The 23,845-nt window shown below is 49.2% G+C and carries 29 protein-coding genes; 19 read left to right on the plus strand and 10 right to left on the minus strand.

The window, feature by feature from the left end; all coding sequences use genetic code 11:
• Position 1: 1 nt before the first annotated feature.
• The 18 genes from HV041_RS09035 (at position 2) to HV041_RS09120 (ending at position 11,988) form a co-directional block, all read left to right on the plus strand.
• Positions 2-256 carry a hypothetical protein gene (locus tag HV041_RS09035; RefSeq protein WP_182294194.1) on the plus strand — a complete coding sequence of 85 codons (255 nt, stop codon included), beginning with the start codon at positions 2-4 and terminating at the stop codon, positions 254-256.
• A 9-nt stretch (positions 257-265) separates the two neighbouring features.
• Complete coding sequence (locus HV041_RS09040; protein ID WP_182294195.1) at positions 266-625, plus strand: hypothetical protein; 360 nt, start codon at positions 266-268, stop codon at positions 623-625.
• 139 nt (positions 626-764) lie between these two features.
• Entirely contained in the window at positions 765-1,229 is a 465-nt protein-coding gene (locus tag HV041_RS09045; RefSeq protein ID WP_233608911.1) for a hypothetical protein, read from the plus strand.
• Positions 1,226-1,579: a hypothetical protein gene (locus HV041_RS09050; protein WP_182294196.1), complete on the plus strand. Its 354-nt coding sequence runs from the start codon at positions 1,226-1,228 to the stop codon at positions 1,577-1,579. Before HV041_RS09045 ends, HV041_RS09050 begins: the two co-directional genes overlap by 4 nt.
• Positions 1,579-2,361 carry a hypothetical protein gene (locus tag HV041_RS09055; RefSeq protein WP_182294197.1) on the plus strand — a complete coding sequence of 261 codons (783 nt, stop codon included), beginning with the start codon at positions 1,579-1,581 and terminating at the stop codon, positions 2,359-2,361. Before HV041_RS09050 ends, HV041_RS09055 begins: the two co-directional genes overlap by 1 nt.
• Positions 2,362-3,720, plus strand: coding sequence for a DUF3383 family protein (locus tag HV041_RS09060; protein ID WP_182294198.1), 1,359 nt, complete (start codon positions 2,362-2,364; stop codon positions 3,718-3,720). It begins immediately after the preceding gene.
• A 2-nt stretch (positions 3,721-3,722) separates the two neighbouring features.
• Positions 3,723-4,151 carry a hypothetical protein gene (locus HV041_RS09065; RefSeq protein WP_182294199.1) on the plus strand — a complete coding sequence of 143 codons (429 nt, stop codon included), beginning with the start codon at positions 3,723-3,725 and terminating at the stop codon, positions 4,149-4,151.
• Positions 4,144-4,629, plus strand: a complete 486-nt coding sequence (locus tag HV041_RS09070) for a phage tail assembly chaperone (protein WP_182294200.1) — start codon at positions 4,144-4,146, stop codon at positions 4,627-4,629. Before HV041_RS09065 ends, HV041_RS09070 begins: the two co-directional genes overlap by 8 nt.
• Positions 4,630-4,756: 127 nt before the next feature.
• Complete coding sequence (locus tag HV041_RS09075) at positions 4,757-6,706, plus strand: tape measure protein (protein ID WP_182294201.1); 1,950 nt, start codon at positions 4,757-4,759, stop codon at positions 6,704-6,706.
• Between the two features lie 11 nt (positions 6,707-6,717).
• Positions 6,718-6,984 carry a hypothetical protein gene (locus tag HV041_RS09080; protein WP_182294202.1) on the plus strand — a complete coding sequence of 89 codons (267 nt, stop codon included), beginning with the start codon at positions 6,718-6,720 and terminating at the stop codon, positions 6,982-6,984.
• 82 nt (positions 6,985-7,066) lie between these two features.
• Positions 7,067-7,681, plus strand: a complete 615-nt coding sequence (locus HV041_RS09085; RefSeq protein ID WP_182294203.1) for a phage baseplate protein — start codon at positions 7,067-7,069, stop codon at positions 7,679-7,681.
• The gene (locus HV041_RS09090; protein ID WP_182294204.1) at positions 7,682-8,020 is read left to right on the plus strand and encodes a hypothetical protein; all 339 of its coding nucleotides are present in this window, start codon (positions 7,682-7,684) and stop codon (positions 8,018-8,020) included.
• 147 nt (positions 8,021-8,167) lie between these two features.
• On the plus strand, positions 8,168-8,296 hold the full coding sequence (locus tag HV041_RS25060) for an HP1 family phage holin (RefSeq protein ID WP_234625634.1): 129 nt from the start codon (positions 8,168-8,170) through the stop codon (positions 8,294-8,296).
• A 19-nt stretch (positions 8,297-8,315) separates the two neighbouring features.
• Positions 8,316-8,816, plus strand: a complete 501-nt coding sequence (locus HV041_RS09100) for a lysozyme (RefSeq protein WP_182294282.1) — start codon at positions 8,316-8,318, stop codon at positions 8,814-8,816.
• Positions 8,813-9,346 carry a DUF2514 family protein gene (locus HV041_RS09105; RefSeq protein ID WP_182294205.1) on the plus strand — a complete coding sequence of 178 codons (534 nt, stop codon included), beginning with the start codon at positions 8,813-8,815 and terminating at the stop codon, positions 9,344-9,346. The genes HV041_RS09100 and HV041_RS09105 overlap by 4 nt, the downstream gene beginning before the upstream one ends.
• A 459-nt stretch (positions 9,347-9,805) precedes the next feature.
• Positions 9,806-10,198, plus strand: a complete 393-nt coding sequence (locus HV041_RS09110) for a hypothetical protein (RefSeq protein WP_116360092.1) — start codon at positions 9,806-9,808, stop codon at positions 10,196-10,198.
• A gap of 502 nt (positions 10,199-10,700) precedes the next feature.
• Complete coding sequence (gene tam / locus HV041_RS09115; RefSeq protein WP_061067893.1) at positions 10,701-11,459, plus strand: trans-aconitate 2-methyltransferase; 759 nt, start codon at positions 10,701-10,703, stop codon at positions 11,457-11,459.
• Between the two features lie 151 nt (positions 11,460-11,610).
• Positions 11,611-11,988 (plus strand): GFA family protein, encoded by a 378-nt coding sequence (locus HV041_RS09120; protein WP_048211675.1) that lies wholly within the window; start codon positions 11,611-11,613, stop codon positions 11,986-11,988.
• 84 nt (positions 11,989-12,072) lie between these two features.
• On the opposite strand, the gene HV041_RS09125 is transcribed toward HV041_RS09120, so the two are convergent.
• From HV041_RS09125 to sad, 7 genes are all read right to left on the minus strand, one after another.
• The gene (locus HV041_RS09125) at positions 12,073-12,987 is read right to left on the minus strand and encodes a bestrophin family protein (protein ID WP_061067892.1); all 915 of its coding nucleotides are present in this window, start codon (positions 12,985-12,987) and stop codon (positions 12,073-12,075) included.
• Between the two features lie 206 nt (positions 12,988-13,193).
• The gene (locus HV041_RS09130) at positions 13,194-14,645 is read right to left on the minus strand and encodes a tagaturonate reductase (protein WP_121584638.1); all 1,452 of its coding nucleotides are present in this window, start codon (positions 14,643-14,645) and stop codon (positions 13,194-13,196) included.
• A 106-nt stretch (positions 14,646-14,751) separates the two neighbouring features.
• Positions 14,752-15,279: a GNAT family N-acetyltransferase gene (locus HV041_RS09135; protein WP_121584637.1), complete on the minus strand. Its 528-nt coding sequence runs from the start codon at positions 15,277-15,279 to the stop codon at positions 14,752-14,754.
• Positions 15,280-15,359: 80 nt separating this feature from the next.
• Positions 15,360-15,719, minus strand: a complete 360-nt coding sequence (locus HV041_RS09140) for a DUF4186 domain-containing protein (RefSeq protein ID WP_048211679.1) — start codon at positions 15,717-15,719, stop codon at positions 15,360-15,362.
• Positions 15,719-16,645, minus strand: a complete 927-nt coding sequence (glsB, locus tag HV041_RS09145; protein WP_048211680.1) for a glutaminase B — start codon at positions 16,643-16,645, stop codon at positions 15,719-15,721. The genes HV041_RS09140 and glsB overlap by 1 nt, the downstream gene beginning before the upstream one ends.
• Before the next feature lie 62 nt (positions 16,646-16,707).
• Positions 16,708-18,285, minus strand: a complete 1,578-nt coding sequence (locus tag HV041_RS09150; RefSeq protein ID WP_048211681.1) for a methyl-accepting chemotaxis protein — start codon at positions 18,283-18,285, stop codon at positions 16,708-16,710.
• Between the two features lie 102 nt (positions 18,286-18,387).
• Positions 18,388-19,776: a succinate-semialdehyde dehydrogenase gene (gene sad / locus HV041_RS09155; RefSeq protein ID WP_121584636.1), complete on the minus strand. Its 1,389-nt coding sequence runs from the start codon at positions 19,774-19,776 to the stop codon at positions 18,388-18,390.
• Positions 19,777-19,878: 102 nt separating this feature from the next.
• On the opposite strand from sad, the gene HV041_RS09160 reads away from it, so the two are divergent.
• Positions 19,879-20,754, plus strand: coding sequence for a LysR family transcriptional regulator (locus HV041_RS09160; RefSeq protein WP_061067887.1), 876 nt, complete (start codon positions 19,879-19,881; stop codon positions 20,752-20,754).
• On the opposite strand, the gene HV041_RS09165 is transcribed toward HV041_RS09160, so the two are convergent.
• Genes HV041_RS09165 through HV041_RS09175 form a run of 3 tightly spaced genes read right to left on the minus strand, consistent with a single transcriptional unit; the run spans position 20,751 to position 23,737 of the window.
• Complete coding sequence (locus tag HV041_RS09165; protein WP_048211684.1) at positions 20,751-21,512, minus strand: DeoR/GlpR family DNA-binding transcription regulator; 762 nt, start codon at positions 21,510-21,512, stop codon at positions 20,751-20,753. The two genes, HV041_RS09160 and HV041_RS09165, sit on opposite strands and share 4 nt — an antisense overlap.
• A gap of 1 nt (position 21,513) precedes the next feature.
• The gene (locus tag HV041_RS09170; RefSeq protein WP_121584635.1) at positions 21,514-22,500 is read right to left on the minus strand and encodes a D-threonate 4-phosphate dehydrogenase; all 987 of its coding nucleotides are present in this window, start codon (positions 22,498-22,500) and stop codon (positions 21,514-21,516) included.
• The gene (locus HV041_RS09175; protein ID WP_121584634.1) at positions 22,493-23,737 is read right to left on the minus strand and encodes a four-carbon acid sugar kinase family protein; all 1,245 of its coding nucleotides are present in this window, start codon (positions 23,735-23,737) and stop codon (positions 22,493-22,495) included. The genes HV041_RS09170 and HV041_RS09175 overlap by 8 nt, the downstream gene beginning before the upstream one ends.
• Positions 23,738-23,845 lie beyond the last annotated feature (108 nt).

The following is a 23,845-nucleotide window of genomic DNA, read 5'->3' on the forward strand; positions in this document are numbered from 1 at the left end:
CATGGCTGATAAAGAAAAAGCGTTTCTGAACAACACCACGCAAGCGCCGATTCATATCGGTGAAAAAAACAGTGAAGGGACTGTTATCACCATTTCGATTGCTCCGCTTGCCGCTGTAGAAGTTGATGTAGCAACGCTGCAAATCGGCGGTGTTAAGCAGTTTATTGATGAAGGCTGGTTAAAAGTGGTTTCAGCCGCAGAAGCCAAAAAGCTCAATAAAGAGCACGATGGCGTAGTTGAATCTGACGACGAGTAGGGGGATAGCATGACGGTAAATGACTGGCTTGCCATTCTGCTACCGGGGTTATCACTTGATGAGGGCGCTATTAGCGCCCTTTCTTCTCAATGTGAGCGGCTCTACGACCTTCGAGCCGCAGCAGATTACGGTTATGACGTCGAGCGCCTCAAAGCGCTGTATGTTGCCGCTAATCTCGCCCCAATAGCTGTTGAGGGAATAAGCGCCAGTGTTCGCGGGGTGGCAAGCCGCCGTGAAGGGAAAGTGGCAATGACCTTTACTGAGACAGCACAAAAGGCAGGCTGGCAGGGTACAACGTGGGGTGAGGAATTCTCAGACGCTATAGGCTCATTGTCTGGTGGTTGTATTCTCATCGGTCATGCCGATTAGCAGAATATTATCCTGATAAATGCGATTGGCCAGCCTTGGCGCCCACGATAAAAAAATGGTTAAGGCGCACTTTCGCAGATGAATATTCCAGATTTTAAAAAATGAATTCGGAGTTTGATCTATGCGCGGTGGAGCTAGATTGGAAACAAAGGGTTTTGACCGGGTTTTACGCCAGCGTATTCAAGCACTGGCGGGTATATCCATCACAGTTGGCATTCACAGAGGCACGCAGAATGAGGGTATAGATGTTGCGACCTATGCCGCCTGGAATAACTTCGGCACCAAAAATGCTATGGGGTGGGAGTTGATACCAGCCAGACCATTCATGATGTACTCAGCAAATCGCATTGCCGGATGGATGAAAGGGAGAGAATACCGCCAGTTAATATCATCAGTTATTGATGGAAATCGAACGCCGCAGCAGGTAGCCAGAATTATTGGGGCTAAAACAGCGCTAATGACGAATCAGATTATGCACACCTCAAGTCTATACAAGCCAAACTCACCAGAAACAATAGCCAGAAAAGGGGCTAACAGGAGAGTGCTGGAGAATTCAGGTTCTTTATTCCGGTATGGTGCGACATTCAAGGTTAAATACTCATGAGAAGATTAATCCAATACTGGCAACCACTCCCCATTGAAATTGTGGGCGGTATGGTTCGCCAGGAATATTCAGAACAGAAAACAGCATTCCTCAGTATGCAGCCAGTAGACGGCGGTAGCTCATTTAAGACATATCTTGCGTCTCGTAAGCCTCAAGACCATATGGAGGCTATAGGGGAAGCAGATTTAGCAGTAACCGAGGAAGGCGAACATAACGGCGCTATCGTGCATTGTGCTGGCAAATATTATGAGGTGGTACAACGTCAGGAATGGCAGAACGGCGTTATTAGCCACTATGAGTATTTATTATTTAGTATGAAAGAAAAAGACGCACTAGCGCTGGTGGAATAATGAGTATCTATACGGTTAAATTAATGACCGTTTCGGGGGAAGTCGATTATTCAGATTACCATGTTGAGAAGGCGACTTTTACCGACAACGGAAACAGCAAAGATATTTTATTCACACCATATAACGGGCGGGATCCATCGTTCATAACTTCGGTTATTCTGGATGGTGGTGACGGAAACAGCATTACCTTTCCGGCAAATTTCCGTCTTGATGTGGGGAATGTCGTTAAGTTTCCCAAAGGGACGTTAAAAGAGACTGACGCTCAGGCAACACCATTAATACTAAGTGGCGCACCTTATCTTGCTATGGTTCGGCTTCGCCAGGCATTTCTTGAGCTAACAGGCGATAAACCACTATACGCCCAGCAAAAACTACCAGAACCCAAAGACCCGTTTACCGCCATTCATTTGCTTTCGTCAGCGCGTGAGCCGCAACCGTTCGCCAAAACTTGGGACGGTGAATACAGGGTGTATCACTATAACTGTGCCGCTCAAATCATTGCGATTCGCTCATCTGACGACGCTCAGGCATATCTCGAAAACTTTCTTTATGAGGTTGATTCAACTGAGGGGGAATTCTGGCAGTTTGATAACAACTGCGTTATTGACCGCTCAGGCGATTTCGAGAATAGCTCACCTCTAATTGATAACCTCGTTTATCAGCAAATGGCACAGGTGACATTAACCCTGCAATTTGTTTTCCAGCACTACAAAAAAGAGCGCTGGATTGATAGCGCAACAGTGAAAGCGAACGAGGTTACGTTACATATCAAGGGTGCATAAATGGCGAATTTAAGCAGGCTTTTTAGTGTGAAAATTGGACGGCAAACAACAGCCGCCCAATATGGCGTTTTCGGTGTGGGGATTATCCTTGCACCGGGCGCGGCGTTTTTTGGATTGAAGTACTCGACCTATGAAAGCGCAAAAGTTGAAAATTTCAAAGACCTGTACCGGGTTTATACCAGTGCTGATGATGCAATTTCTGACGGCATGAATGGTGATAACCTGCTGGCGGTTCAGGCTTATTTTTCGCAGACCCCATCACCAGACACACTCGTTGTAGGCGATTTTTCCGCAGCCTACAGCAAGACCATGATTAAATTGACTGATGTTCCGGTTGTTGGTGCGCCATCGGGAACAAAAGCGACCATTGGATATGTAAAGGGCGATGAATACCGTTATGCGAAATTTAACGGCGCAGTATGGTCAGGAAGCACAGGAGTAGCGAATGATATCGTTGCTGATTCTGGCGCAGCAGGTCAGTTCCTTGTCGATGGGCGCATTGTTTATCTGGAAGGTGCGGAAGTCGTTCACAAATCATCTGTCGTACTGTCGGCGGCAGTTGGCCAGGCAATTGCAGCCATAAAGAACCAGTACAATAAGTTCTTCATGCTCATGACCCCATCCCGCGACCTTTCAATCCAGAAAGTGATTGCTGACTGGACTGAATCGCAGATTGATAAAATGGCAGTATTTATTGATGACTATTCATCGCCAACATGGGCGACAGACAACATCACTAAATATATCTTTGAAAAAAATATTGCAGGTTCGTTTGCTGTATCCACCAAACGGGAAAAGAATTTCCTTGATGCAGCTCTGGCTGGTCGCTGTCTGGTTATGCAACCGGGCTCAGAAACATGGGCGCTTAAGACGCTTAATGCCGTACAAGCCGATGACTTTACCGAAACTGATTACCAGAAAATCAAGGCATTCAACGGTAACACGTTTGAGGATTACGGTTCCGGCATCACGGTAACTTATCCGGGTACATGTGGTGACGGTGAGTCTATTGAGGTTGTGCGCTTTGCTTACTGGCAGGCTGACCGCATGCAAAAAGACCTCGCAACGCTCTTTGTGAACCGTAACAAAGTTGGTCACGACATGCCGGGGTATGAAGTCGTTTGTAACAAAATGGAAAGCTCGCTTAAAGCAGGTCAGACTGCTGGCGGTATTCTGGAAAACTTTACCGATGAAAACGGTGATTATGTCCGTGGATATGAAGTTATACGTCCAACAATGGCAGAAGTCAGCGCGACCCAGCGCATCAAAGGCGACCTGACCGTTAAATTCAGATTCTATCTTCGCCACGCCATCAAGCATGTAGATGGTGTTGGTTCAGCACTGACCTACGGGATTTAATTATGTATTTAGGCAATATGTCCTCAAAAGACTGGCTGATTACCGTAGGCGTTGTTCCGGTAATTGGCCTGGCGAAAGACAGCAACATCATTGTTGAAGTGCCGGACGACCAGATTACTATTTCGTCCGGTATCGGCGGTGACTGGTCATTTATTGAGAATCCTAGCGAGGAAGGCTCAGTAACATTCACCACCCAGCGTAACTCCCCGGTAAATACCGCGCTGGCGCTGATGCAAAAAACAAAGGCCGTCATCCCTGTAACCGTAACCAACACACGCAATCTTTCCGTGCACAGGCTGGGATATGCGATGTTTGCCCGTCAGCCGTCTGATGGTGCAAATAACGGCGTCGGAGCGCAAACACTGGAATGGAAACTCCTGACGGGCGAACTTGATTCAACGATTCTTGGGGTGAATTTAACCAATGGATGATTCAATCAAACACGTAGAAATTAACGGGAAAAAATACTGCATCATCCGTATGAGCGCCTTTGATGCTGTTCACTTCAACTTGCGTGTAGCTGAAATTCTGGCGAAACATGGTATCAACCAGGTAGAAAGTATCCTGTCTATGTCGTCGAAAATCTTCGGTATGCTCAACCGCGAAGACCACGACGAATTGCTGTTTACGCTGCTTTCACAGTCTCGTGCTCAACAGGTAGATACAGGGGCTTTTCTGGATTCATGGGACGCCGTTAACACCAATTTCACCGCGGCGAACATTGCTGATGTGTATCTGGTGGCGCTTGAATGCCTTAAATTGTCCATTCTTCCGGTAACAGCAGGGTTAAAAAAAAATATTGGAATGGACACGGCGGCAACAATGCAGGGAGCCATGCGGCAACTGTTCAACGCCTTGCTGAAAACCTTGACCGAACCATCCACACAGAGCTCGTCATCTGGCGAGTGATTGAAAGCGGCCTGATTAGCTACGACGCCGTAGCGTCAGGCCGCGCCTCCTTCGATTCCATTATGAGAGCCTCCGCCGTTATCCAGTTTGATAACGCGGTTCAACACGCGCTTAGTAAGGTGAAAAAATGACAGACCAGTCAGCCGATCTCGTAACGAAAATTGACGTTATCCCCGAACTGGAGGGATTAAACAGTTTTGAAGCCGCAATAGAGCATGCTATTTCCAAAGTAAACCAGCTTGACGCAGCCATTAAGCGCGTTAACAACCTGAAACCCGCCAGCCCATATGCGCCAGCCAGCACTGCCAGTGCGCCATCGGTAGCAACAACGGCAGCAGTAGCGACAATAGCCGCCACAGGAGCAAATCTGGTTAGCCGGACGACATTAGCCGATACAGTTAGAAAAGAGGCTCAGAAGGTTGCACGTGCAGCCGTAGAGGGTACGAGTGCAGGCATATCGGGATTGCTACCACCTCCTCAGCGCTTATTGTCTGGCGGCGGTGGGGGTTTAATGTTGCCACCTCCGGGCGGTGCTAACTGGTCTGCTGGTCGGGCTGGTGGTTTAGTCGATCCAAATGCCGGTAATCCGTTTTCAAAATACGATACATCTGCGAAAAGTTTTTCGGGCACTCAGCTAACGCCAACAGCAGAGGCGGTGAAAAATGCTACCGGGGGCGGTGGTTTTAAATTTGGTCTTGATAACGTTCTGGCGGGGGCAGGTCTGACGGCTGGGATTGTTGCCGCCAGTAATGCTATGGCTGATAGCCTGGACACGATACAGCGCCAGCAGGCGCAACTTGAGCGCCTGAAACAAACAACAGGCGACGCAAAAGACGCATTCTTTGAGCTTAATCGCGCCGCAAGCGATATGCGAAGCGATAGCGGATCGTTTATCTCTACTTACACCAATATGGCTACAGCAACTGAGAAACTAGGGTTTTCTCAGGAGCGAACCATTAAGGCAACGCAGGGGCTGGTGGGTGCGTTGCAATTGGGTGGCGGTAGCGAAGAGGCTAAAAACGCCGCGCTTTACCAGATGGGACAGGCGTTTTCATCAGACCGTTTCGGCGGCGATGAATTCCGCTCATTCATGGAAGCGATAGGGACGATGGCTCCGAAAGTAGCTGAGGCGTTTGGTACAGACGTTAAAGGCCTCCGTGAAATGTCAGAAAAAGGGAAGCTAACCTCAGAAACCATGATTAAAGCCTTTGAAAAGCTGGCGGCGAGCAACATAGATTTGTTGAAAAAACAGGGCTGGACGTGGGGACAGACAATGACAGTCATGAAAAATGACTGGCAAGCCTTCTTAGCTCAGGCAACCATCGGCGGCGAGTGGCAAAAATTTACCGATTGGGCGGCAAATACCTTAATTCCACTGGCACGGAAAGCAGAGAAAGAAGTTGCAGAGTTTTGGTCTACCCTGGCTGATGAAAGTAAAACAGCTATTCTCATTGGGATTCTTGGCGCTGTAGGTGCGGCATTTACCGCGCTGGCAATTCCGGTTATGGCGGCGCTTTGGCCTTTCCTCGCTATTGGCGCGGCTGTGTGGCTGGTTTATGAGGCTTTTGTTGAATGGAAAGCCTGGTTGAATGGTGAAGGTGGAACCATCTTCGATAGCTTATTCGGTAGCTTTGATGAATTTGAAAAACGTTATCCAAATTTAATATCTGCTCTCAGAACCATTGTTAGCTTGGCAAACAAAGCAGCGATAAGCGTTAATTCTGCGACAAAAGACGATAAAAGTGACGGTGTTTTCACTGATGCGATTGATAGCCCGTTGTCAGCGGTAGTTAATGGCTTGTATAACTTAACACCATTAGCCCCCACATTTAGAGCGCTAAGTGGGTTAAATGATATGTTTGACCTGAATCCTCTACCGGGTATAGAAAACACACTAGGTTTAATGCCTTCTTCTGCCGCGACAAACCAAGTTATTAGCAACAGTGGTAATAAAACAACTCATATTCATGTTAGTAGTGGTAAGGATGCAGCAGAAACTTTGAATAACATCAACGATAAAGGAACCACACTCGGGAATATTGGTGATAATATTGCTGAATCGACAGGGGCAAGATAAAGGAAAAAACAATGCCAAAAAGTGAATTTAAAGATTTTGCAACATTCGAAACGCTGATTACGCCCAAAATCATTACGATTGTATATTGGCTTGCTACGATACTGCTTATCGCAGGTACTATTCTAAGCTGGTTACAACAGAGAGAAGGGGTAAGTATTAGCTTTGCTGTGTCACTTATCGCGACAAGAGTTATTTTTGAGTTGATTATGGTTTCATTCAAAAATAATGAGTACCTACGCAGAATCTGTGAAGCAACAGAGACAAAAAAAGCAGAGTAATCGCCAGCGGTCACGCCATGTTACCCACGCCGAGAAGGTGTGAAAATCCCCTCCACGTAGGGGATTTTTTTATGGGGTTTTCATGGCTGACGGTATGGAGGGTGCAATTTCAGCACCACGTGACCAACGCGCAGTTATGGTGTTTGAATCTGGCGTTACAGTGTCACTAAGACTAAAAACCAGAGAAGGGTTTGAAGCGAAACGCACCATAACTCAGGGGAAAGTAGAAACAGGCTATAAAATCTCTGACGGCACGGTAGACGATCCAAAGGTTGTATCTTTTGAAGGTATCATTACTGGTGCTGATTTTCCGTATACATACGGGCTTCTCTATACAACGCAAAACATGATTTGGGCGATGAATCAGGCTCAACAAATCATGGCGGCTTATGAGTTGAAAGAGTTCGTATCAGTTTACACCTCGTTTATGGCGATGCCACAAAGCGTTATCCAGTCGCTAAACATCGAAGCCGTACCTAAGAAAAATTGCTACACCATCAAACTGACCGCGCAAAAAGTCGAAACGGTAACATTCCAGCGTTCACGCAATAAATCAGCACAAGCAAAAACTTCCAATCCGGCAGGGAAGGGGACAGTTGCCGCAGGTAAGAAAAGCGCCGCGCCTGTTGATGCAAAAAAGGAGCCTCAAAAAGTTTTCGCGCTTGAGAAGATGCGCCGCATGCTGGGAGGCTCATAAATGCAGCCTGCTTACTACGAAATCAATGTAATCCCATCCATAGCGGACCAGGAATTTACATCCTCTCTGAATGGCACTGTTTTGAACATGCGATTGTTCTATGCGACCACAACAAAACTATGGTGGCTGGAAATATCTGACGCTGACAGGGTGGTTACACTGTCACAAATTTGCTTGCGTCCGGGTGTCTGGCACAGGCTTAGCGGGAAAATACCAGGTTATGCTGGGGCTGGCGCGGTCGGTGTTGCGCGTTTGCGTCCTAATGAGCCTTTTGGCGATGTGCATGCTTTTGCTGGCAGTTTTGGCCTTTTCTTTTATGACGAAACGGAGAGTGATTAAGTGAGGATTCTTAGACAAATAAAGGCGGCATTGCCATCTGGAAAACTAGCCGTTGTAGCTGTTTTGTTTATGGCTCTGGTATTTGGTGCATTTAAGTTTTGGGACTGGATTAAATACCGCGTAGGAGTGATTACAGTCGCAATGGCAATGTTATCTCTAAATGAATGGGCGGTATTAACGGGTATTTTCTGCACGATAGGGACTTTTTTTGTCAACTGGTATTACGAGCATAAAAAGTTTTTACGTTCAACAGCCAGAGATATTAATTGTGAATAAAAGCAAACTAAGCGCGGTAATGCTGGCACTTATTGCAGTCGGGGCAAGTGCTCCTGTGATGATGGCGCAATTTCAGCATGAAAAAGAAGGAACAAGCCTGACAGCATATCAGGACAAAAGCCGGGGAATCTGGACTATATGCGGCGGTGTGACTTACGTTAATGGAAAGCCGGTAATCAAAGGCATGAAATTAACGCATGAGCAGTGCGACAAGATAGATAAAGCTGAACAGGCTAAAGCGCTGGCATGGGTTGATAAAAATGTCCATGTGCCACTAAGTGAGCCTCAGAAAGTTGGCATTGCGTCATTTTGTCCGTGGAATATTGGTCCAGGTAAATGTTTCTCATCGACGTTTTACAAAAAGCTAAATGCCGGGGACAGGTTCGGGGCATGCGCAGAAATAAAGCGCTGGGTACATGACGCCGGGCGTGATTGCCGCCTCCGAGAGAATAATTGTTACGGTCAGGTTATCCGACGAGACCAGGAATCCGAATTAACGTGCTGGGGTTTAGACAAATGAAAACCAGATACAAGCTTTTAACTGGTTTTTTGGTTGCGTCAGTTTTATACGGGACAGGCTATGTTATTCACCAGCAGGCTTATGACGCTGGAAAACAAGCGGAGCGCAAAGACTGGCAGATTGAATGGTCAAAGCGCGATGAAGCTGACAGAACCGCGCAACTTAAACAGGAAAAGGAACAACGTAATGAAGAATTGCGCCGTCAAAAAGAAACACAGGAAATCGTCAATAACGCTGAAAAGGAAAAACAAAAAGCCCTGGCTGATGCCGTTGCTGCTAACGATGCTGCTGACAGGTTGCGCGGAGCAATTGCCAATATCAGGCGTGAACTCGCAGCCAGTGAAACAGGCCGCATTTCCGCAGATGCCGCCAGAAGGCAGACAGCCGCCGAAACCGCAAGTTTGCTTGCCGACCTGTACGAAGAATCTGACCGCCGCGCGGGAGAAATCGCTAAGTATGCTGATGCCGCCGCAAGCGCCGGGAGTGTCTGCGAGCGCACCTATGATGCGGTAACGCGATCTGTTGAGTGATCGAAACGGATCAATTAATGCCCGTATGTGATTGATAAAAGGGGTGATGAAATGAAAAGGGCGGGGCTGTGATGTTGGTCGCTTGTTTGTAGTTGCATTAGAAGTGAACTACATATACGATGAAAGGCATGGGAGAGAAGGCTTTCTCTGTTTTAACGTAGATTACAAGCGACTTACGCGTTACGTCACGCCATTTAACATAATATACATTATGCGCACTTAGATAGAGAGAAGTGAAATCTGCCATACTGGGTTCATCATTGTGCTGGTCATTGATAACGCCTGACAGCGTTGTTCCTGGATTCAGGCTGTTCACCGACTACCATTCAAACCATATACTTTACGCATACGTCAAATCGCTGACGTTGCAATTGCTCACTCAGTCCTTTTCGCGTACAACCACAAGGTACGACACAAACCTGTGCCCTGGAATTTCACAGCAACGGACCCTACAGCACAATGCAAAGAACTATCCATGTTCATCAAAATGACAACGCTATCTTACGCGTCGCGTTTCTATTGGTTCTTTCATTCACACTGACCGGTTGTGCGTTGACCCGCGTCTCTGCCAGCTCACATGACAAAGACGTCGATGAGCTAAATGTTATTGGCTTGAATCTGGATGCTGCAAGGCAAAAAGCAATCGTGGATGGTTTTGTGTGCAGTAAGGATGCAAACCTCAATCAGGTACAAACCGAAAGTGGCAGTCATAAATGGTTACAAACGGAATGCAGTAAAAAAAGCCTGGAACTGTTCTGCCCACAAATGCGGTTTATAGTATTCAATGTTGACCCCGATACAAATAAAGTTGTTGATGTGGGAAAATATATTAATCAGCATACTTGTTTCTGAATATGACATCGGCACCAGTAGGGCCTATGTCATATCGATATCCCCCTTCTGTCTCCACTTCTATAGAAGATTTCGATGCGATATTTTTGAATGATACACACAGTACCATGTCTGTTTTCCAGGAGAAGTTGATAGCATATTTGTTATCTGAATATTGGATTCAATTTGATGACATTGAGTCTATTAAGGAAAAAATAAAATACTGCATAAGCCTCTATGAGAGCAACTACGGTGATGACTTTATCGACAACCATAATAATGGTGAATGTTATGTCAGAAGTTTTTTGAATGCCCAAAGAGAGATCGCGATCCTGAAGAGAAAGCAAAAGAAGTATAAGAAAGATTATGAATTATTATCTTTTGTAATACGATTTGTCCTATTTTTACCCTTTAAAGCTACACTTACTATGCTGGGAAGGAACAAGAATCATTGATTCTGAGGGCGTGATGGAAATTGCTGGCTCAGAATCATACTATTTCATCGCATACAGGATACAGAAACATGGCTGACTGGAACCCTTCGCTCTATCTGCAATATGAAACCGAACGTTCGCGACCCGCAGCTGAATTACTCAGCAGAGTCGCGCTGGAGAATGTCCGCTCAGTCGTCGATCTCGGCTGCGGCCCGGGTAACAGCACCGCATTGCTACATCAACGTTGGCCATCAGCGCAAATATCAGGCGTGGATTCTTCGCCGGCAATGCTGAGCGAAGCGCGTAACGCGTTGCCTGGCTGTCATTTTATCGAAGCGGATATTAGCGCATTTCAGACAGAAGAGCCCGTAGATCTGTTGTATGCAAACGCATCTTTGCAATGGGTTCCCGATCACTATCAGCTGTTCCCCCACCTGGTCTCTCTGCTGGGGAAAGATGGCGTATTGGCTGTACAAATGCCGGATAACTGGCTGGAGCCAACACATGTTCTGATGCGTGAAGTTGCCTATGAACTGGGTTACCCCGATCGCGGCCGTGCGCCTCTTCCCGGAGTGCATGCGTACTATGATATTTTGACTGACATGGGTTGCGATGTTGATATCTGGCGTACAACCTACTATCACGTTATGGATTCACACCAGTCAATTATCGACTGGGTGAGTTCGACGGGGTTGCGTCCCTGGTTGCAGGACCTGAGTGAAAGCGAACAACATCGCTATCTGGCGCGTTATCATGCATTGCTGCAGGAGCAATATCCACTGCAAGAGAATGGGAAAATACTGCTGGCGTTTCCGCGGTTGTTTATCGTTGCTAAACACAATTCTTAAGCACTGACCTCCTGGTATCAGCCTCTTTATACCAGGGGCTGATAATTATTGTGAATTCCCCATGCGCGCCCTCGCCTTTTTACGATGAGGATCTAGTGATGAAGCCAGTCATCTGCTAGTGTCTGAGAACGTTTACTGACGGGGGATTGTCATGTCTAAAATCTACATTGGCGGTTGTCTGTGTGGCTCTGTTCGCTTTACCGCGACGAGCCCTAATAATTCGCATACCTGCTCGTGCGATATTTGCCGCAAGCATACCGGTGCACCAACCGTCGTCTGGATTGAATTTAATGCTGAAAATGTAGAATGGACGGGAAAAGCGGGTAAACCGACTACCTGGCGTTCTTCAGAAACCTCCAGTCGCGCTTTTTGCCCTCAATGCGGAAGTTCAGTTGGTGCCATTGATGATGCTCCGGTAATAGCGCTATTAGCGGGCGTTTTTGATGATCCCAATGATGAAGATCTGGCCCCCGAGTTTCATTCATTTACCGATATGCAGCCTGCGTGGTGGCAAAGAGAATTCGGCTAAAACCGCACTCACCGGCGCATCAAGTCTTACCTATTCCTTCCGTGAAACAATAAGAGCTGGTCGTGTTACCAGCTCTACCGGATGCTATGTCAGCTGGTAATGCTTATCTGGCATATGTTTCGCCGGCACAACGGTTTCATCATTCATCTGCAGCAAATCGATTTCAATCGCGTTACAAATCGCATCGAGTGGCAGATCATTATTCTCTGTACCAAACGGATCTTCGAGTTCTTCGGCTAGCGTATCGAGCGAGATAAAAGTATAGGAAATAAGCACCGAGATGAACGGTGTCATATAGTGTAAATCCACCACTAACGCGAACGGCAACATGATGCAAAACAGATATACCGTGCGATGCAGGATTAGGGTGTAAGCAAACGGAACGGGTGTGTTCGCGATACGCTCACAACCTGCCAGCACTGCTGACATATCATTTAACCTGTTGTTTAAACTGTGAAATAATATATCAGATAGCTGCCCATTTCGCCTGCGAACGGCCAGCCACTCCCCCATCATCAGCAGAATGCGGTTGGCCGGTGATTGAGCCGCAAAAACGGTCTGTAAATCGCTCTCGCTGAGATATTTCGCCAGGGGTTCCGCCTGCGGTTGTCGACGTAAAGTCATACGCAGGCAATGGGCAAATGCGATTTGCAAGCGAACGAACTGTCCCAGTTCAGCATCGTCTGGTAAGGTCGTTTTCACCTCACGCAGAAGCGAACGGGAAGCAATCATCAACTGCCCCCATAAATGTCGGGCTTCAACATAGCGCGAATAACAGGCGTTGTTACGAAAGCCTAAGAAGATTGCAATTGCGACACCAAGAATGCTGAACGGTGCCAGGGTAAATTTGATACCCAGCATCGTATACCATGGCAGCATGATGATAACGGCAATGGAGAGCAGGAAATTCAGCAGCAAGCGTGAAAAGATTTTGGATAATACTGAGCCATGCCAGACGAATATCAGGCGTAGCCAGTGTTGTTGGGGGCGAACGATCATGGTTATCTTCGGAAAATGTGAAAGCCGGGACATTAAACGTGATCGCGATCAATGTTGCAAGCTTATAGCAACATTATCTAAACATCTTTTCCTGCTGACCATAGTGGGCATTGAAGCTACAGGTGTGCTCCATTTTTAGAAGTTATATTGTATGTTGTAACTAAATAAGGACGATAAAAAAACCCGGCCTGAACCGGGTTAACGTATTAGCACAGTGGCTTAACCGCTTCGCGCATGCCTTTCGCCAGGATAGAATCCAGGTCGGCAGAAACCTGTTCGACCAGTCCGGAAACCTGTGTCAGATCCTGTTCCCAGTGATCTTTTACGGCCAATACCGCGTTGACCAGCGCTTCGGTAGTAATCTGGCGGTCACGATGCTGAGCCCACAACACCTGGAAACGCTCCATCCAATGCGCATCATCCTGAACCGGATAAGATTCACCGTTACGCTCACCACGGTAGAAAGCAATCAAGGCTGCCAGGGCAAATGTCAGGCGCAGCGGCAGTTGGCCGCTGGCCTTCTGCCCTGCCAACAACTGCGGCAGAATACGGGTGCGGAATTTGGTCATGCCGTTAAGCGCAATCGACAATAGTTGATGTTTAATGTACGGGTTGCAGAATCGGCCGGTCACCGCGCTGGCAAATGAAGCCAATTCATCACGCGGCAGATCCAGCACCGGAATAATCTCTTCATAGATAGCTTTCTCAACGAAGGCGCGAATTTCAGCATCATTCATTGCCTCACCCACGGTATCAAGCCCTGCCTGCCAGGCGACCGGTACCAGTGCTGTGTGCGCACCGTTGAGAATGGCGACTTTACGCTCTTTATACGGCTTGATGTCATCAACAATCAGAACATTCAACGGGTATTTATCGAGGCGAAGTTCAGTGGCTAATGATTTTGGCCCCTGAATAACAAACAGATAAAAGTGTTCTGCGGTATCAAGAAACGCATCATGATAACCCAGTTCAGCTTCAAGCTTCGCAACTTCGTCACGTGGGTAACCGGTAACAATACGGTCCACCAGCGTAGAACAAAATGCGTTTGCCTGATCCAGCCACTGTACGAATGCTTCCGGCAACGCCCATTCCTGAGCATAACGCAAAACCAGTTCATGCAGCGCTTCACCATTGTAATCAATCAGCTCGCAAGGAATGATAATCCAGCCTTTATCAAGCGCACCGTTGAAATGGCTATAGCGTTCGAACAGCAGTCGGGTCAGTTTCGCCGGATAACTCACAGCCGGCGCATCATCAAACTTATCACCCGCGTGGTAGCTAATACCCGCTTCCGTGGTGTTAGAGAAAACAAAACGCATTTCAGGATTATGCGCCAGCTTCAGGAACTCATCGTATTCGCTATAGACGCTGATTTCGCGGTTAACCGAACGAATTAAACGGGCATCGCTGACGGCCTCGCCCTTTTCATTCAAACCACGAATGATGGTGGTATAGAGACCATCCTGGGTACTCAGTGACGGCGGAAAAGTACTTTCGATAGGACGAACAATGACCACACCAGCGTTCAGATCGGTATGTTCATTCAGCAGATCAACTTGCCAGTCAACAAAGGCGCGCAGGAAGTTTCCTTCACCAAACTGAATAATGCGTTCAGGATAGTGAGCACCGGGAAAATCGCGACGATTTAGTGTTTGCACAATGGGTTCCCTTTTTGATTAGTCATACAACCTGATTGAATTGGTCCAATAGGTTAGCAAACTTTAATACAATGAAACCCTGTTTTGATCAATCCCCGGTGACAAATTAGAGCGTTTTATAAAAAAGTGTGGTCCCGGCCACTGTTCCATCAGGCATTTTTGCATAGTCAGGGATTACCCCTGCTTTTTGCCATCCACAATTGTGGTAGAACAACTCGGCGGCGCTGCCTGTAGACGTATCAAGAACCAGGAGGGTTTTCCCTTCATGATGGGCGCAAATTTCCAGTGCATTCATCAATTCCCGGGCTATCCCGCACCGCCGTGCAGAGGTATGAACCAGGAGTTTGGCAACGTCTGCACGATGAGGCTGGTTTTCGGGTTGATCAATAATGAGCTGAACGGTCCCAACAAGGGTCCCTTGCGCATTTTCAGCCCCCAGAACAATGCGTTCTCCACAAGAGACACTTTGTGCAACACGTGTCCAAAAAGGCCGCGACTTATCGCGGTTAAAAGGGAGCATAAAACTGACAGATGCGCCATCGTTCACGCACTGTTCAAGGACATCACTAAGCTCGTCGATTCTCGACAGGATCTGTTCCGCGCTCAGTATAAAGCAGGGGGTGTGGGTAGCCATTTAGTCTCCTTAGATTGACCCCTTCATACTGCAATTAACAATTACATAACACAAGGAGTCGAATCATAGGATTATGTTATCTATGGCTTATTCATTTGCAGCACTAACCAGTGGTAGATAACAGTGACAACGTAACGTTGCTGTTGCTCGCTCAACGGTTGCCCCTGAGGTATATCATGCCATTTGGCCAGACATCCCCTACAGCAGGTCGCCGTGGCATGTTGAGCGATAAACACCGGATGTCCACGCATCGGCGTTTGCTTTCCGTCATTGGTCGGGAGCGCGGGAGCCAGGCGCTTAGCAATAAAATCGGCCGCATGTTGTTCAATGACCGGCGCACCTTTTTCCAGACAATATTGTCTTTCTTTCTGACCGAGACGAAACCGCGATCGAAAAGTCGATTTCGCCAGTCGGGCAAAAAGCGAGTCGAGCGTGTTCATCAGTAAACCGAGCGCCCTAACTGTTGAGTTAATTGTTCCAGTACCGCAATACCCGCCAGCGAGTTCCCTGCGGGATCCAGTTCCGGACTCCAGACCGCAATCGCCATCTCATGCGGCACGATCGCCACAATACCACCACCGACACCCGATTTCGCCGGCAAACCTACCCGCCAGGCAAACTCCCCGGCATTTTGATACATACCGCTGGTCGCCATTAGCGCGTTAATCTGCCGCGCCTGCATCGGCGTGACCACGGGCTCCGCAAGATGAAAGGCATGCCCCTGATTCGCCAGAAAGACGAACGTGCGCGCCAGCTCCACACAGCTCATTTTCAGCGCGCAGTAGTGAAAATAATTTTGCAGAACGGTCGTCACATCGTGATGAAAATTACCAAAGGACTTCATCAGCCAGGCAATTGCCGCGTTGCGGGCTGAGTGCTCAAACTCAGAGCGTGCCACCGTCGTATCATAAGCAATATCTGAAACGCCACTTAATGCACGTACCACTTCCAGCATTCGTTGCCGTGGCGCACTCAGGCGACCTTGCAGCATATCGCAAACCACCAATGCCCCGGCATTGATAAAGGGATTACGCGGTATACCCTGCTCCATTTCCAGCTGCACCAGCGAGTTAAACGGGTGACCGGAAGGATCTTTGCCAACACGTTGCCAGATCTCGTCTTCCTGGTAATGACGCATTGCGACAACCAGGCTAAGCACCTTTGAAATCGACTGAATAGAAAAACGTTCTTGCGCATCCCCCGCCTGATAGTGCTGACCATCAACGGTGCAAATGGCAATACCCAGTTTTGAGCCATCGACAGAGGCTAATGCAGGAATATAATCGGCAACTTTTCCCTGACCAATCAGCGGACGAACCTGCTGCACAATGGTCTCTAAAATTGAATTGTCCATGGCCCTGGCCACAACATGCTCCTTGCTCGCAGGTATGAAAGGCCTGCGAGTATAACAGAGCTGAATACACAGCGTCAGGCCGGAAGACGGAATCTGGCAACGGCCTGCATAAGCTGATGAGATTCATGATGTAACTGTAAGGAGGAATCAGACGCAGCGTTCACCAGATCGCTGGTCTGTCGGGCTTCGTTATTCAGAGCCTGAAGCTGACTGGTCAACTCGTGAATACGGGTTCCTTGATTCATCGTCGCAGCAGAAATATCATTCAGTAAGGCGCCAAGATTTTCCACCAGCGATATAACCTGCTGTAAGTTGTCATCCAGTCCGTTCACCGCATGAAATCCTTCGTCAATACCCGCTAAGGAATGATGAATCAGCGCCTGAATATTCTGCGTGGACTGACTGCTTTTTCTCGCCAACAACCCAACTTCTTTTGCAACAACCGCAAATCCACGCCCTTGTTCACCAGCATGCGCAGCTTCAATCGCCGCATTTAACGCCAGAATATTGGTCTGAAACGCGATGCTGTCAATCAGTGAGATGATACCGCGCATCTCTGATGAACGGGCAACAATTGCCTGCATCGACGCATTTACCGTTGCCATCATCCGGTTGCCACCCGCAGCAATATCCCGCGCCTGCACGGCGCGTTGATTCGCCAGTTGAGCAAACCCACTGTTATCCTCAACATGTGTTTCCAGAAACGAAATATGTGATGTCACCGTATTTAGCTCATCGCTCTGTTTCGCGGATTGCTGATATAACTGTTTATTGCTTTGCGTAAGCTGAGTGATATTTCCCACCATTGAGGTCGTAGCGTCATTCACCTGTTGCACCAGTATCCGTAGCCCCTGCTGCATCGCGTCGATACGTGAGCTCAGTTGTGTCACTTCACGATTAAACTGGCTCACCTGGGGGGCTGGACGGGAAAGATCGCCAGCCGCTAACACATCAATATGATCGATCAGTCGTCTCAGTGGCGCGATTACCCAGCGGGACATACTGCGCCAGACCAGTACCGCAATCACCACCAGCACAAGAGGAATAAATAAAAAGAGGTGCTGTAAACGTTCAAGACTGGTCAACAGCTGCTCTCGCCCTTTTTCCGTCTGCTGGAAACTGTCTTGCTGAAAACGTGCATAATTTTCATTAAAGTCTGTCTGAAACGCCTGAACAGGCACGGCAAAAAACGCATCAATGCTATTGGATTGCATTAATCCATCGGCCTGCTCCTGAATACCGCTATAAAAACGCTGATAGCTCTCCATCAAGTCGGGAGGCTGATGCGGATCCATTGCAAGCCAGGCATCCCATGCCGTTTTTGACTGCGTTAACGCATGCTGGGCCTCTTCCATTAACGGGCGCCAGCTCCCTTCCGAGCCGGTAGCCGCATCCTGCATAAAGTAAACGCCAGCACGATTAAGTAAGTCGCTGGCAGATAACAACGCCACCCTTGCTTCATCGATCTTCGACTGTTGCAAAAGCACCTGCTGATTATGCTGTTCATTAATCTGCGCGTCCCTGACAGAGGCTGAGAGCATAAGCGAGGATGCAATCTGCAAAACAGAGAACAGTGCAATAATACAAATGATACCGGTTAACAGACCAAACTGACGGGGAGTCAGGCGACGAAAAATTTGCGTTATGTTCATATTACTCTTCTGTATCAAAGCGTTAGGCGCGAGTGTACGCAGAGTAAATGACAAATTTATTGCAGAAATAAGACGGGTGCCCCTGCAGAGGCACCCGGGCTATCAGAGACGGTTTTTCCAGACGGTTTGCACATTGCAAAACTCATGCAGACCAAAGTGAGAAAGCTCACGACCAAAACCGCTTTTCTTCACGCCGCCAAAAGCAACGCGAGCATCACTGGCACTGTAACCATTAATAAACACGCCACCACACTCCAGACGGGCCGCCATAGTTTGCGCCAGTGCCTCATCCGCGGTAAACAACGTCGCCGACAAGCCGAACTCGCTGTCATTAGCCAGTGCTAATGCGTGCTCAGCATCCTTCGCGACGGTAATCGCCGCAACCGGGCCAAACAGCTCCTGACGAAACGCCGTCATTTCCGGCGTAACATCACCCAGTACCGTCACGGCATAGTAATTACCCTGACCAGCTATTTTTTCCCCACCGAGGAGTAAGCGCGCCCCTTGAGCCAGTGAATCTTCAACCTGCTGATGCAGTTCATCCCGCAGATCAAAACGTGCCATTGGGCCGAGATCGTTCTCTTCATTTAGCGGATCGCCCATTTTCAGTGCACTGGCTGCCGCAACAAAACGGTGGGTGAATTCTGCCGCAATCCCTTCTTCAATAATAAAGCGTTTCGCTGCGGCACAAACCTGCCCGGTATTCTGATAACGCCCTGCCACTGCGGCTTTAACCGCTAAATCAAGGTCTGCATCATTAAGCACGATAAACGGATCGGAACCGCCTAACTCAAGCACGCATTTCTTCAGCGCTGCACCAGCCTGAGCGCCAATCGCAGCACCAGCACGAACGCTGCCCGTCACCGTTACCGCCGCGATACGCGGGTCATTGATCATCTGACTCACCCCGGCGTTATCGGCATTCACCCAGCCATATACCCCAGCGGGTATTTCCGCATCGGTAAAGACCTGGGCGATAATCGCGCCACAACCAGTGACATTCGGTGCATGCTTTAACAGATAGCCATTTCCGGCCAGCAAAATCGGCACGGCGCCGCGCATAACCTGCCAGAGCGGAAAGTTCCACGGCATGATCGCCAGAATAGTCCCCAGGGGACGGTACTCAATCACGGCCTGGTGATTCTCAACCTGCGTGGCCTCGGTACTGAGCATCGCTGGCCCATGTTCGGCGTACCAGTCACATAATGCCGCAGACTTTGCCACTTCCGCACGTGCCTGCCTGACGGGCTTACCCATTTCACGCGAGATACACTGCGCCATCTCTTCGGCGCGTTCACGCAGCGCTTGTCCGACCCGGCGCAACATCTGTGCGCGATGGGTGACGGTCGTGTGTTTCCATGCGTTGAATCCCGTCGCCGCCAGATTCAGCGCGTGGGTAATCTCATCGGCGCTGGCCCACGGCATTGCCGTCAGCATTTCGCCACAGGTCGGGTCAACGGAAATAGCATGTGTTGCTGCTGTGATGGTCATAAGTGCCTCTCTTTCTCGCAAGGTATGGTTATATCATGCGCAGGTTTACTCTTTCTGAAAAATGAATAATATTAACCATACCATTCACGAACAGAGAAAATTATGGACCTGACGCAACTTGAAATGTTCAATGCCGTCGCAGAGACCGGCAGCATCACGCAGGCTGCGGCGAAGGTGCATCGCGTGCCGTCCAATCTCACCACGCGTATTCGCCAGCTTGAAGCGGACCTTGGCGTCGATCTGTTTATTCGTGAAAATCAACGTCTGCGGCTTTCTCCCTCCGGGCACAATTTTTTGCGTTACAGCCAGCGGATCCTGGCGCTGGTAGAAGAAGCGAGGATGGTGGTCGCAGGTGATGAACCACAGGGATTGTTCTCTCTGGGATCGCTGGAAAGTACAGCCGCCGTGCGTATTCCGGCCACACTTGCCGAATATAATCAGCGCTACCCTAAAATCCAGTTTGCACTGGCAACAGGACCGTCCGGTACCATGCTGGACGGTGTGCTCGACGGTACGCTGAACGCCGCTTTTGCTGATGGCCCTATTACCCATCCAGGTCTTGAAGGAATGCCGGTGTACCGTGAAGAGATGATGATTGTCACCCCACATGGCCACCCCCCCATCAAACGGGCCAGCGATGTGAATGGTTACAATATCTATGCCTTTCGCGCCAACTGTTCCTATCGCCGCCACTTCGAAAGCTGGTTTCACGCCGATCGCGCCATGCCAGGCACGATCCATGAAATGGAGTCCTACCACGGCATGCTGGCCTGTGTGATTGCCGGCGCGGGAATCGCGCTGATTCCACGTTCTATGCTGGAAAGCATGCCAGGCCACCATCAGGTCAATGCCTGGCCGCTGAGTGAAAACTGGCGTTGGTTAAATACGTGGCTGGTCTGGCGTCGGGGGGCGATGACGCGACAGCTGGAAGCATTTATTGAGGTACTGGAACCTCAGCTGTCGCAAAATGCAGATTAACTGGCGAACGTCAGATGGCAAGGCAGTTGCTCAAGCTGCTGCCGCACCTCTTCATTGAGTCGCGCATCGGTCACGATATCCGTCAACGCATCCAGATGTGTGACGTTGAAAAGTGACCATGCACCGTATTTTGAACTGTCTGCCAGCAGTACGCGACGTTTGGCGTTTGCAATCAGGTCGCGCTTCAGACCGGCCTTTTCTTCCGTCGGTGCGGTGATCCCGCGGGTCAGATCCCAGCCGTTACAGCTTAGAAACGCGATATCCGGCCACACGTTTTGCAGCAGTTTACGCCCGTGCTCGCCGATACAGGACTGGCTGGAGTCATCAATACGCCCGCCAATGATCGTCACTTCAATTTGCTTGAACTCAGAAAGAAATAGCGCAATGTGCAGATCGCTGGTGATGACGCGCAACGGCAGATGGGTAAGCTGGCGCGCCAGTTCAATCATCGTCGTTCCCGCATCCAGGATAATGGCGTCCCCGGCTTTCACCAGGCTTGCCGCCGCGCAGGCAATAGCCTGTTTTTCCATCAGGCTGCGCTGCATTTTTTCATGTGTGGTTGGTTGTGAAGGGATAAACCGGTTAAGCGTCACGCCGCCGTGAGTACGGCTGATAACACCTTCCTGATCGAGTTTAATCAGGTCGCGGCGAATGGTCGCCGGAGAGGCCTGAGTCACAGCGACAAGCTGTTCAACTGTCGCCAGATTATGCCCTTTCAGATAATCCATAATCTGTTCTAACCGATTATATCCCTTCATTTTAATCCCGCGTAATTTGCATTGCTAACTGGATGGACACGGCCATGCTCTCAGACTTGGCTTTACCTGTCCAGGCAATATCAAACGCCGTGCCATGGTCTGCAGAAGTGCGAATAAATGGCAATCCGGCGGTGATATTCACCCCATCATAGAATCCCAGCAATTTTAGCGGAATATGGCCCTGATCGTGATACATTGCCACCACCATGTCATACATACCTTCGTGGCACTGCATAAAGACAGTATCTGGTGGACATGGTCCCGTAACATTCAACCCTCTCGCTTGCATTGCCTGCACCGCGGGTCCGACAATCGTTATCTCTTCCTCGCCAAACAGGCCATTTTCGCCGGCATGGGGGTTGACGCCTGCGACCGCAATACGTGGATTATCAAACCCGACACGACGCAGGAAATCATCTGCGACCTGAATGACTGTTTTTACACGCTGTTCACTGAGCGTATCAAGGAATTTACGTAGTGCAATATGTGTGGTGACATGAATCACTTTAAGCTGTTCGGTATACAGCACCATCGCATAGTCTTTGCTGTTGGTCAGTTGTGCCAGCAGTTCGGTATGGCCGGGATAATGATGTCCCGCCATGTGCAGTGCTTCTTTATTCAGCGGCGCAGTGGCAATGGCCTTAACTTCACCACTTAGCGCGAGTGCTGTAGCGCGTTTAATACAGCGATAGGCCAAATCACCCGCCTGCGCTTGCACCACCCCCGGTTCAAGCGCCGCAGGATCGGCAAGGGGTTCGTCAATCACGTTGATAACACCGGGGGCGAATTGCGCCTGGGTTACGTTATCGATCACCCGGAGTTCCGCTGGCGGCGTGACATTTAATGACTGGATACGACGCAGCGTTTGGGCACATCCCACAACCACAACCGGCGCGCCAGACAGCTCTCCCTCCACCAGCGATTTAATAATAATCTCAGGTCCAATACCTGCAGGGTCGCCCATAGTTACTGCAATAATGTTATTCACTCATGTTCTCCTCGATAAAATTTAAAACCTGACGCAACGTCGTTTCGTCACCGAATCCCCCTGCCTTTGTCATAACCGGGCGTTGCCAGTCGCCACCGACAAAATGACCGTACGGCACACACTGGGCCACACGGTCAGTAATACGAAATCCTGTTGCCTTAAGGGCGTCTGCAACCGCCATCGCCACATCACCGCCAGAGAGATACAGCGCGCCTGGCGATACCTCCTGCAAAACCTGCCGGATAAGCTGTCCAAGAAACTGGCAGATTTTTTCACCGAGCTGAGCGCGATTCATCTTCAGATGCGCACACAGTATTGGAATATGATGACGAGCTTCGCTGTTGGGACAGGTGTGAACGATGCAGTGTTTACCTGAGATGAGAACCCTGGCGATACGCTGCACATACTCTGTCAGGCTGCCACTGAAGATATTTGCGATATCAATGAATACAGTCTCCACCCGCGGGTCCTGACGCACTGCAGCAATCTGCTGTTGAGCGATTTCACTCATTGAACCCACTACCGCCAGTAAACACTGTGAGGACGGTGTCCGGACATGACGGGCCAGCGCGTCACAGATCCCGGCAGACCCCACCAGCAGCGGCAGCTCATCCTGCATCAGCGCATCAGTAACAATCACATCAAGGTCAGCGTCAGTCCGGGCATCCACAACCCAAATCTGCGGCGTCTCAACAGCAGGCTCGCGCAGGTGCTGCATGTAGTCATTCAGTGACATCGCCCGACACGCAATGGTGGTTTGTGCCTGTATCACCTCACAAATATCGGCACTCATCACCGGTGTTTTCGGATCGCTGGCAAATTCGGTCTGCGTTACCGGAATACCGTTAACGAGGCACTGCCCCTGCTCGGTGGTTCGCCCGACTGAGGGACAAGCCAGTGCCACGATGGCCCGCTTTTTACCTGTAATCCGCATTAACGCGTCCAGTTCGGCCCCCGGGTTTCCGCGCAATGTTGAATCTATTTTCTTCAGCCACTGCGTCTGAGGACCAGCCTGACTCGTCAGAGCCAGCTCACTTACTCTGGCGGCGGCCTGCTCTGCCTCCAGCGCACGACTATCCGTGTTGATGACCAGCACATCTGCATCATCGGCACAGGGCAATGTGAAAGCGACATTTACCGTCATTCCCGTCAGCGCCAGACTCACCCCCGCATCATTTCCCCCCGTAAAGTCATCAGCAATGACAAGGATCTGGGGTCTTACAACATGTCTACTCATCCATGCTCCGGGTTGTTGTATGTTGATGATGATTATATTCAATCACATTTGATTAAATGTGAGCAAGCTCAAGTTATTCATCTCCGAGATAAATTATAAATTTAGCCC

Origin of the sequence: Citrobacter sp. RHBSTW-00029 (genome assembly GCF_014104295.1) — a bacterium.
GTDB classification, from domain to species: Bacteria; Pseudomonadota; Gammaproteobacteria; order Enterobacterales; family Enterobacteriaceae; genus Citrobacter; species Citrobacter youngae.